Here is an 11,078-nt window from a genome sequence, read left to right on the forward strand (position 1 = left end):
CGCACATCCCCTCTCCGACCGGCCCATGAGCATCCTGCCAGCCCCCGTCCAACGCCTGGGATTCGCCCTGACGCTGATCCTGCTCGCGGCCGCCATGCTACTGTGGTCGGACCGCCATAGCCGCCATGCCCAGGGCCCCACGCCACTGCCGGTCAGCCGGATTCCGGTGGCCCTGCTGGTGCACAGCTCCAATCCGCTGTTCGACGACACCCGCCGCGGCGTGCTCGACGGACTGGCCGCGCGCGGTTTCCGCGACGGGCAGGAAATCGCGGTGACGCTCTACAACCCGGAGGGTGACCTGCCCACCGGCAACCTCATGGCGCAGAAAATCGCCAGCGGCAACGACCGCCTGGCGATCAGCATTTCCACCGTGATGCTGCAGGCGCTGGCCAATGCCAACAAGCTGGGCCGGCTGCCGCAGGTGTTCGGCGCGGTGACCTCGCCGGTCGGCGCCGGCGTCGGCATCCGCGCGCTGGACAGCCTGGACAAGCCGCCGCAGCTGACCGGCATCGGCACGCCGCAGCCGGTCGAGGACAGCTTCCGCCTGGCGCGCCGGCTCAACCCGGCGCTGAAGACCGTCGGCGTGGTCTGGAACCCGGCCGAGGTCAATTCCGAGATCTGCACCCGGCGGGCGCGGTCAATTTCGGCGGAACTCGGCATCACGCTGCTGGAGGCGCCGGTCGAGCAGACCAAGGATGTCCGCGAGGCGGCGGAATCGCTGGTGTCGCGTGGCGTCGAGGCGTTCTGGACCGGCGGCGACGCCACCGTCAACAATGCCGTCGACAGCCTGATGGGCGTGGCCCGGGCGGCGCGGCTGCCGGTGTTCTCCAACATGGCCGGCCACGTCAGGAACGGCGGCCTGTTCGACCTCGGCGCCAATTACTACGAGGTCGGCGAGGAAATCGGGCGCATCGCCGGCGACATCCTGGCCGGCGCCGATCCGGCGCGGATGCCGGCGCGCGACTACCTGCCGCGCCGGCTGCTGCTGAACGAGCAGGTCCGCACCGGCCTGCGCGACGCCTGGCAGTTCCCCGCCGATGTCCGGGCCGAAGCCAGCGAAACCCTCCCGGCCGTCGGCACCCCGCCGGCGGACCAGCCGACGGCCGGCAGCGGCAGTGGCGGCATACCCGGGCCGCAGCCGGGGCGCAACTACCGTGTCGGCGTCGCCTACTTCGCGCCGGAACCCGGCATCGACGCGGTGCTCGACGGCCTCAAGTCGGAACTGGCCCGGTTCGGCTACCGGGAAGGCCTTAACCTTCAGTTCCGGATGATGCACGCCCAGGCGGAGATCGCCCAGATTCCCACCATCGGCCAGGTGCTCGACAGCAGCGACGCCGACGTCATCCTGACCCTGACGACACCGGTGCTGCAGGGCGCGGGGCTGGGCGCGAAGCGCAAGCCGGTGGTGTTCACCTACGTGTCCGATCCGCTGGCGGCGGGTGCTGGGAAAAGTTTCACTGACCACCAGCCGAACGTGACCGGCATCGGCTCCATGCCGCCGGTCGGGGACCTGCTCGAGCTGACCCGCCAGGTGCTGCCGAACGTCCGCATCCTCGGCACGCTCTACAACCCCAGCGAGGCCAATTCGGTGAAGGTGGCGGCGGTACTGCGGGAGCATGTCGAGCGGGCCGGCCTGACCCTGGTGGAAATCCCCATCAACAACACCGCCGAGGTGGTCCAGGCGACGCAGGCGCTGGTGGCACGACGGGTCGGCGCCATTCTCGCGGTCGGCGACAACACCTTCTACCAGGCCTTCGACGCCATCGCCAAGACCGCCCGCGACGCCGGGCTGCCGCTGATGATCGACCAGTCGGACTTCCTCGACCACGATGCCCTGATGATGGTCGGCGCGGATTACCGCGAGAGCGGGCGCGCGGCCGCCGAGCCGCTGGCACGGGTGCTGAACGGCGCCAGGCCAGCCGATATCCCGTTCCGCAATGTCTCCCGGCGCACGGTGATGCTGAACGAGGCCAGCGCCAGACGGCTCGGCATCGTCTTTCCGGACCGCGTGCGCGCCCTGGTCACGCCCGCCGCGACACCGCCGGCACCAGCGCCGGCGACCGAGGCCAGGCCGCTGGACCATCCCTGGCGGATCAAGCGCATCCTCTATGTGGAATCGGCGCCGGCCGAGGACACCCTGCGCGGCATGGACGAGGGCTTCCAGGCTGCGGGGCTGGTGGCGGGACGCGACTATACGCTGAAAGAGGCCTCGGCCCAGGGCGACATGACGGTGCTGCCGGCACTGGCCGATGCCGCGCGCAGCGACGGCACCGAGCTGCTGGTCGTTCTCTCGACGCCGACCCTGGAAACCGCGGTGCGGAGGATCAGGGATCTGCCGATCGTCTTCACCTTCGTCGCCGATCCGGTGGTGGCTGGCGCGGGCCGGGACGACAGCCATCACCTGCCGAACGTCACTGGCGTCTACACACTGGGGCCCTATGCGGAGATGGCGGAACTGCTCGCCAGGCATTTCCCGCAGTACCGCACGTTGGGGACGCTGTACTCGCCGGCGGAGGACAACTCGGTGCACAACCGCGAGGTGTTCGAGGCCGAGGCGGCCCGGCGCGGCCTCGGCGTCGTCCCCCTGCCGGTCAACTCGCCGGGCGAACTGCCGGATGCTGCGCTGGCGCTGGCGGCGAAACCCATCGACGCCATCGTGCAGATCCTCGACAACCAGTCCTCCTCCGGCTTCACCGCCATCGCCCGGGCGGCCGCGCGGGCCCGCAAGCCGCTGTTCACCTTCATCGAATCCGGCGTCCGCCAGGGCGCGGCGGTGGGCCTGACCATGGATTATCACCAGGCCGGTTTCGATGCCGCCCTGAAGGTCGCCGACATCCTGCGCGGCAAGTCGCCAGCCGGGATGCCCTTCAGCCGGCCGACGAACATCCGCCTGGTGGTCAGCGAGGCACACGCCCGCAGCCTGGGCATGAACCTGCCGCCGGCGCTGCTGGAGCAGGCCGACCTTCGCCTCGACGCCCACCCCTGAGGAGAAGCCACCATGGACATCCAGACCCGTCTCGACGGCGAGACCATGCACGTCGAACTCGCCGGCCGGCTGGATGCTGCCTGGAGCGGCACGGTCGGCAAGACCCTGCAGGAAACCCTGCTGGTCGGCTGCCACAGCGTCATCCTCGATCTCGCCCAGGTCAACTATCTGAGTTCCGCCGGCATCCGCGTGCTGATGCTGCTGGCCAAGCAGCTGAAGAGCATCGGCGGCAAGCTGCACATCAGCGCGCAATCGACGCAGGTGCGGGAAGTGCTGGACATGGTCGGCTTCCACCGGCTGATCGAGCCGCCGCCCGCCGCCGCGCCATCGCCGGTAGCGACGCCGCAGCGGGAAAGCTGGTCCTGGGGCGGCGAAACCTACGAGGCCTACACACTGGATGCCAGCGCGCGGTTTGCCGGGCGCGTGGCCGGGCAGCCCCTGTCGCCGGCCGGCAGCCTGGCACTGGCGGAACCCCTGGCGCTGCACCTGACGGCAGACTCGCTGGCGCTGGGACTGGGCTCGCTGGGCGATGAGGTCAATCCGGCACGGGCCGGGGAACTGCTGGGCGTCGCCGGGCTCGCCGTCTGCCTGCCAGGCGACGACCCCTCGCATCCCGACTGGCTGGCCAGCGAAGGCGATCTCGTCGCCAGCCTGCGCCTGTACTACGGGCTGCATGCCAGCGGCCGGTTCCGCGATTTGCTGCGCTTCGGCCTGCTGCCCGATTCCCCGCCCCTGCCGCTCGGCCAGCTGGCCGCCGCCGCGCTGGAACGCTGCGCGACGGAGCAGGCGGTGCTGGTGATGGTCGCGGAAACCGCCAGCCTGGTCGGCGCCGCCCTGCAGGCGCCGCCGGAGCGGCCGGTGGACGACTGGTTCGCATTCCCGGCCCTGCGCGACCGGCTGCTGTTCACCGCCGAGCCCGCGCACGCCAGCGAAACCTGCCTGATCGTCGGCGTGGTAGCACGCGGCCCCCGGGCACCCTTGGCCGGCCTGCTGCGTCCCCTTGGCCATGGTGGCGAGCTCGACGCCCACTGCCATGCCGCCGTGGTGCCCTATCGCCCGGTCCACAAGGGGCTGATCGAGCTGGCCCCGACCCTGGCCGGGCTGCTGGAGAGCGAGTGCCTGCGCGGCGTCCTGCACCTGCTCAACGATGACCGCGAGGGCATCGGCGCCGGCGAGAGCCACCTCCGCCGCGGCGCGATCTGGTGCGCGCCGCTGCATCTCGACGTCCCGCCCGCCAACCCGCCGGAGACCCCGCCATGACGCTCCTGATCGGCGCGCTGACCCTAGGCACGATCCTCGCCCTGCTGGCCATCGGCGTATACCTGTCGTTCCGCATCTTCGCCATCGCCGACATCACGGTGGACGGCTCGCTGACCCTCGGCGCCGCTGTCACCGGTGTGCTGCTGGTCAAGGGCGGCATGCATCCGCTGCCGGCGACCGGGGCCGGTTTCCTCGCCGGCATGGCGGCCGGCACGGTGACCGGCATCCTCCAGACCCGCTTCCGCATCAACGCCCTGCTGGCCGGCATCCTGGTGATGACGGCGCTGTACTCGGTGAACCTTCGCGTCATGGGTCGCAGCAACCTGCCCTTCCTGGGCGCGACCACCCTGTCCACGCTGTGCGAGGACCTGGGCCTGGCCTGGTTCGGCGCCGAGCGCATCGACCTGCTCGGCTGGGAGGTGGCCAGCGCCGACCTGACCGTGCTGTTGCTCATGGCGCTGCTGGTGGCGGCGGTGGCGACGGCGCTGTGGGCCTTCCTCAAGACCGACCTCGGTACCGCCATGCGCGCCTCGGGCGACAACCCGCAGATGGTTCGCGCCCTGGGCGGCCCGGTCGAGGCCTACCGGGTGATCGGCCTGGCGCTGGCCAACGGGCTGGTGGGACTGGCCGGTTCGCTGTGGGCGCAGTACCAGAATTTCGCCGACGCCCAGATGGGCATCGGCATGGTCGTCTGGGGCCTGGCCAGCGTCATCATCGGCGAGGCCATGACCGGCGCCGGCGCGGGGGTGGGACTCGCCATCGCCGGCGCCGTGCTCGGCTCGGTGCTGTTCCGGGAACTGGTGGCCATCGCCCTGTCGTTCGGCCTCAACCCCAACGACCTGAAGCTGGTGACGGCGGTGTTCGTGTTCGCCGCGCTGATCCTGCCGGACATCCTGGCCAGGCTGTCGACGGCGCGACGGCGGGAGGACGCATGAGCACACCGACGCCGCTGGTCAGGCTCAGCGCCGCCAGCAAGACCTTCCATGCCGGCACCGTCAACGAGGTACGCCCGTTGCAGCGGGTCGACCTGGAAATCGCCGAGGGGGCCTTCGTCATCGTGCTCGGCGGCAACGGCTCGGGCAAGTCGACGCTGCTCAATGCCATCGCCGGCAGCTTCCGGCTCGACAGCGGCCGCATCGCGCTGGACGGCCACGACGTCACCGACTGGCCGGAGCACCGGCGCGCCGCGCTGATCGGGCGGGTGTTCCAGAACCCCTTCTCGGGCACCGCGCCGAACATGACCATCGCCGAGAACTTCGCCCTGGCGATGCGCCGCGGCCTGTTCCGCGGCCTCGGCTGGGCCACCTCGGCAGCGCGCATGGACGAGCTGCGCGACCGCGTCCGCGAGCTGAAGATGGGGCTGGAAAACCGGCTCGACACCGCCATCGGCAGCCTCTCCGGCGGCCAGCGCCAGGCGCTGACCCTGCTCATGGCGACCTGGCTGAAGCCGCGCCTGCTGCTGCTGGACGAGCATACCGCGGCCCTCGACCCGCGGAGCGCCGATCAGGTCATCGCCCTCACCGACCGCATCATCCGCCGGGAACGCCTGACCACGCTGATGGTCACGCATGCCATGCAGCAGGCGGTGAACCTGGGCGACCGCATCGTGATGATGCACAAGGGCCAGATCCTGCATGATTTCAGCGGTAGCGAGAAACGCCGCCAGCGGGCCGACGACCTGCTGGCCATCTTCGAGAACGTGCGCCGGCGCGAGCTGCTGGACGAAAGCGCCGCCGAGCTGCTGCGGCGGCAGTATGTGTAGCAGCCATGCGCACACAGCCGCCCGGAACGCTTGCCGAGGCGGCGCACAGCCGCCGGCAGGAAGACGCGCCGCGCCGCAACGGGATGCGCTCGGGTATCATTCCGCAGCCTGATCCGCCTGCCGGGGAGGCCGGCACGCGCCGGCCGGCCGCTCGACATCCACCTGAATACTGGAATTCAATGCTGCCAAGGACACCAAGCCCCATGCCAGTCTTCCTGTCGTTCATCGCCGCGCTCCTGGGTTTCGGGCTGCCGGCGACCGTTCTTGCCGCGGCCCCGGATGGTCCGCCGCTGGATCTCACCCACCACTGGGTCGGCTACGGCGCCCTCGCCATCTTCTTCCTGGCCTACATCCTGGCCATGCTGGAAGAATCGACCATGCTGCGGAAATCCAAGCCGATGGTGTTCGCCGCCAGCCTGATCTGGGTGCTGATCGGCGCGGTCTACGTGCGGGGCGGCATGGGCGAGGTCTCCGGACATGCCTTCCGCAGCAGCCTGGAGGGCTACGCCGAGCTGTTCCTGTTCATCCTGGTGTCGATGACCTACCTGAATGCCATGGAGCAGCGTGGCGTGTTCGACAACCTCAGGGTCTGGCTGCTGAGCAAGGGTTTCGGCTACCGCAAGCTGTTCTGGATCACCGGCACCCTGTCGTTCTTCATGTCCTCGGTGCTCAACAACCTGACCACGGCCCTGCTGATGGGCGCCGTGGTGCTGGCCATGGCCCGGGACAATCGCCGCTTCATCGGCGTCGCCTGCGTCAACATCGTGGTGGCGACCAACGCCGGCGGCTCCTTCAGTCCGTTCGGCGACATCACCACGCTGCTGGTCTGGCAGAAGGGTGTCGTGCCGTTCGCGCACTTCTTCTCGCTGTTCCTGCCGGCGGTCGTCAACTTCGTCGTCCCGGCCATGCTGATGAACTTCTGGGTTCCCCGCGGGCAGCCGGCCGCCGCCGCCCAGCTGATGCCGATGCGGCGCGGGGCGCTGGGTATCATCGCGCTGTTCTTCCTGACCATCATCACGGCGGTCTGCTTCGAGAACTTCCTCGACCTGCCGCCGGCGGCCGGCATGCTGGCGGGCCTCAGTTACCTGAGCTTCTATTTCTACTACCTCTACAGCTCACGGGCGAAGGACCAGGGAACCCTGGTCGCCCCGCTGCCGGCGGATGAGGACCATGAAGTCGCCGAGGCGGTCAGGAGCGAGCTGACCGACCAGCATGCGTATTTCGACGTGTTCCACAATGTCTCGCGGCTGGAGTGGGACACCCTGCTGTTTTTCTACGGCGTCATGGTCAGCGTCGGCGGCCTGAGTTTCATCGGCTACCTGACCTTGGCCTCGAACTTCCTCTACAGCGACCTCGATCCGACGCTGGCCAATGTGCTGGTCGGCGTGGTGTCGGCCTTCATCGACAATGGCACCATCATGTATGCCGTGCTGACCATGGCGCCGAAGATTTCCGAGGGCCAGTGGCTGCTGGTGACGCTGACCGCCGGCGTCGGCGGCAGCATGCTGGCGATCGGCTCGGCGGCCGGCGTCGGCCTGCTGGGGCAGACCAAGGGCATCTACTCCTTCATGACGCATCTCAAGTGGCTGCCGGCCATCGCGCTGGGCTATGCCGCCAGCATCCTGACCCATTTCGCCATCAATGCCCGTTTCTTCTGAACACCCGGGCGGCGCCACCATGCCGTGGCCGGCCAGCGGCGCCCGGACCCTGGACCCGACGCCGTGACCCGCCTGCTTTCCCTCGCCCGCATCTTCGGGATGATGCTGGTGGTCTTCAGCATCACCTACCTGCTGCCCATCGCCACCGCGCTGATCTACGACGACGGCACCGAACTGCTGTTCGTCATGGACATGGGCCTGACGCTTGGCATCGGTGCCGCGCTGTTCGGCCTGACGCGCCATTTCCAGCAGGACATCAAGGCCCGCGACGGCTTCATCTTGGTGGTACTGGCCTGGCTGGGTATGGCGGCCTTCGCCACCTTTCCGCTGACCTCCTACCTGCAGGACCTGTCCTTCACCGACGCCTATTTCGAGACCATGTCGGGCCTGACGACCACCGGCTCGACGGTGCTCAGCAACCTGGACTATCTGCCCCCGGCCATCAACCTGTGGCGCCACGAGCTCAACTGGCTCGGCGGCATGGGCATCATCGTGCTGGCCGTGGCCATTCTGCCGATCCTCGGCATCGGTGGCCGCCAGCTCTATGTCGCCGAAACGCCGGGCCCCATCAAGGACAGCAAGCTGACGCCGCGCATCACCGAGACGGCCAAGAATCTCTGGGTGACCTACGCCCTCATCACCGTCGCCTGCATCCTGGCCCTGCGCTGGGCCGGCATGGACTGGCTGGACGCCGTCTGCCACGCCTTCGCCACCATGGGACTGGGCGGCTTCTCGACCCATGACGCCAACGTCGGCTTCTTCAACTCGCCGGAAATCGAATTCGTGCTGATCGTCTTCATGCTGCTGGCGGGCATGAATTTCGCCACCCATTTCATCGCCCTGCAGCAACGGAGCCTGACCCCCTACCGGCACGATCTCGAAGCCATGCCCTTTCTGGTCCTGATGCTGGGCAGTTGCGCCGGGCTGGGGCTCTACCTGTGGCAGGAGGGGGTTTACGAGGACTATTTCACCGCCCTGCGCCATGCCAGCTTCAATCTGGTGTCGATCGGAACGGACTGCGGCTTCGCCAGCACCGACTTCAACGACTGGCCGATCTTCGCCCCGCTGTGGATGCTGTTCGTTAGCTGTGTCGCGGCCTGCACCGGCTCCACCGGGGGCGGCATCAAGATGATGCGCACCCTGATCCTGATCAAGCAAACTCAGAACCAGATGTTCCAGCTGACGCACCCCTCGGCGATCAACCCCCTGAAACTGGGCCATACCGTGGTGAGCTCGCGCATCGTGTTGTCGGTGCTGGGCTTCATCTTTGCCTACTTCATGACCATCGTCATCCTGACCCTGCTGCTGGTCATCAGCGATCTGGACTTCATCTCGTCCCTGACGGCCGTGATCGCGAGCATCAACAACGCCGGCCCCGGCCTCGGCGAAGTCGGCCCTGCCAGCAACTATGCCGGCCTGACCGACTTCCAGACCTGGATCTGCACCCTGGCGATGTTTCTCGGCCGCATCGAGGTCTTCACGGCACTGATCCTGTTCACGCCGGCGTTCTGGCGCAAATAGGCCGGACGGATCACGGTCGCGAATGATGTTCGGGATTTCCGGTCCGATCCCGCTCGCGGGCAACCGGTACCGGCGGCCTATCATCCCACCGGCTCAACGACACAACCCGGGAGCACTTTCCGCATGACCCCTTCCACCGACCCCATCGACAAATTCTGGCGCATCGGACTCATCACCGTGCTTGCGGTCTACCTGCTGATCTTCGTCGGCGGCGTGGTGCGGGCCTCGGGTTCGGGCATGGGCTGTCCAGACTGGCCGACCTGCTTCGGACGGCTGATCCCGCCCACGCAGGAATCGCAGCTGCCGCCGGACTATCACGAGAAATACATCGGCTACGGCGACACCACCTTCAACCCGGTCAAGACCTGGACCGAATACGTGAACCGGCTGCTGGGCGTCACCATCGGCCTGCTGATCCTGACCACCTTCCTCCGCGCCTGGCCGTTCCGCAGGACCGATCCGCCCGTCTTCCACCAGGCGCTGGGCGCTTTCCTGCTGGTCGGCTTCCAGGGCTGGCTGGGCTCGCGGGTGGTGGCCAGCGAACTGAAACCGGTCCTGATCACCGTGCACATGGTGGTCGCCTTCATCATCGTGTCGCTGCTGATCCATACCCTCTGCCGTGCCCGGCGGGACTGGCTGACCGGACTCGACACCCGTGGCCTGCCACCGCGCTGGCGGACGGTGCTGGGCGTGGCGCTGGGCCTGACGCTGCTGCAGGTGGCGATGGGCACGCAGATTCGCGAGGCGGTGGATGGCATCACCAACGCGCAGGTGATCGCCGAGCGCAATATCTGGCGCGAGCATTTCCCGATCATCTTCTACGTGCACCGCTCGTTCTCTTCCGTGATCCTGTTCACCAACCTGTGGCTGGCGTGGAAACTGTGGCAGGCGCTGGCGCCCGGCCATCTCCTGCGCCGGGTGGGCCTGCTGCTGGCAGGGCTGGTCGTGGTGGCCATCCTGACCGGGGTGACGCTGGACCGGCTGGGCTTCCCGGCCTATGTGCAGCCCTTTCACCTGCTGCTGGCCAACCTGATCTTCGGCTGCCAGTTCTTCCTGTTCAACGCGACAGGCTACGCCCGGAGCGCCCCGCCGGCGGCGCTGACCATCCCCGGCTCCGCGACCAGGCTCTGAAGCCGCCGTGCTGGTGGGAACCTCGAATTACCGCCTCGTTCCCCATGAAACGCCGTGAGCCAGGCCGAGAGCAGCCCGATTCGCCGGTTTTTTGGGCGTGGCTCCGCCGGGAGGTCTTTCGGATTCCCCGACATCGCCCGGTGGGCGGGTTTCGGGCGCACCTCGGGCGTTAAAAGGCCGGCACCCCGCTCGCATTCAGGCTGCATAACCGGCGCAGGTGGTACGCGGCCGCTTGGCCCATGAGCCGGAACGTGGCCCGGTCCAGGCCGATGCCCCGGAGGCGTTGGCCGCCTAGGTGCGCCAACCCGGCAAACACGGGCTCGACCCGGGCGCGCGTCCGGGCGATGCGGGTATTGCGCCGCGCCTGGCAGACGGACAGGGGCTTACCCTTCTCGGCCTTGCGCCGGATGTGGACCCGCCCGCCGTCGGCCTTGAGCCGGACCTCGCGTTCACGGTCCACAGAGCCCTTGTCGCCGTAGCGATCGCGCCCGGTGTTGGCGAGGTCCAGCACGTCCTCCAGATGAAGGGTGTCGTTGTCGCGGGCCGTGCTCACCTTGAGCCGGCGGATCCGCATGCGGTGGCGGCCGGCTATCGCCCGCTTCAGAGCCGCTCTTGGCGCCAAACAGTCGACCATAGCCGAAAAGGCCGGTCTTGATCAGAGCAAGGTCTCAAGAATTGAAAAAGGCGACATCGCCTCATCATCCGATGTCGAAAGGATTCTCGATGCGCTTGAGGCTTTGGGTGCACCAGACGTAGCCGA

Annotated in this window: 9 protein-coding genes; 8 read left to right on the forward strand and 1 reads right to left on the reverse strand. The window is 68.2% G+C overall.

Annotated elements, in window-relative coordinates; translation table 11 throughout:
* The first annotated feature begins 25 nt into the window (after nt 1–25).
* The 7 genes from ACYQ1H_RS12385 to ACYQ1H_RS12415 all read left to right on the forward strand — a co-directional run bounded on the left by ACYQ1H_RS12385 (nt 26) and on the right by ACYQ1H_RS12415 (nt 10,318).
* Nucleotides 26–2,986: an ABC transporter substrate-binding protein gene (locus tag ACYQ1H_RS12385; RefSeq protein ID WP_460028353.1), complete on the forward strand. Its 2,961-nt coding sequence runs from the start codon at nt 26–28 to the stop codon at nt 2,984–2,986.
* A gap of 12 nt (nt 2,987–2,998) precedes the next feature.
* Nucleotides 2,999–4,246: an STAS domain-containing protein gene (locus ACYQ1H_RS12390; RefSeq protein WP_460028354.1), complete on the forward strand. Its 1,248-nt coding sequence runs from the start codon at nt 2,999–3,001 to the stop codon at nt 4,244–4,246.
* A complete protein-coding gene (locus ACYQ1H_RS12395; protein WP_460028355.1) occupies nt 4,243–5,181 on the forward strand; it encodes an ABC transporter permease in 939 nt (312 codons plus the stop codon). The genes ACYQ1H_RS12390 and ACYQ1H_RS12395 overlap by 4 nt, the downstream gene beginning before the upstream one ends.
* A complete protein-coding gene (locus tag ACYQ1H_RS12400) occupies nt 5,178–6,008 on the forward strand; it encodes an ABC transporter ATP-binding protein (RefSeq protein WP_460028356.1) in 831 nt (276 codons plus the stop codon). Before ACYQ1H_RS12395 ends, ACYQ1H_RS12400 begins: the two co-directional genes overlap by 4 nt.
* A gap of 203 nt (nt 6,009–6,211) precedes the next feature.
* Nucleotides 6,212–7,666 carry a sodium:proton antiporter NhaD gene (gene nhaD, locus ACYQ1H_RS12405; protein ID WP_460028357.1) on the forward strand — a complete coding sequence of 485 codons (1,455 nt, stop codon included), beginning with the start codon at nt 6,212–6,214 and terminating at the stop codon, nt 7,664–7,666.
* Nucleotides 7,667–7,729: 63 nt separating this feature from the next.
* The gene (locus ACYQ1H_RS12410) at nt 7,730–9,187 is read left to right on the forward strand and encodes a TrkH family potassium uptake protein (protein WP_460028358.1); all 1,458 of its coding nucleotides are present in this window, start codon (nt 7,730–7,732) and stop codon (nt 9,185–9,187) included.
* Between the two features lie 123 nt (nt 9,188–9,310).
* A complete protein-coding gene (locus ACYQ1H_RS12415) occupies nt 9,311–10,318 on the forward strand; it encodes a COX15/CtaA family protein (RefSeq protein WP_460028359.1) in 1,008 nt (335 codons plus the stop codon).
* Between the two features lie 169 nt (nt 10,319–10,487).
* Here the strand turns inward: ACYQ1H_RS12415 and ACYQ1H_RS12420 are convergent, their stop codons facing one another.
* Entirely contained in the window at nt 10,488–10,892 is a 405-nt protein-coding gene (locus ACYQ1H_RS12420) for a transposase (protein WP_460028360.1), read from the reverse strand.
* Here ACYQ1H_RS12420 and ACYQ1H_RS12425 point away from each other — a divergent pair.
* The coding region (locus tag ACYQ1H_RS12425; protein WP_460028361.1) for a helix-turn-helix domain-containing protein at nt 10,891–11,078 on the forward strand (188 nt) is incomplete at its 3' end. The genes ACYQ1H_RS12420 and ACYQ1H_RS12425 overlap by 2 nt on opposite strands.

Source organism: Methyloparacoccus murrellii (genome assembly GCF_054657115.1).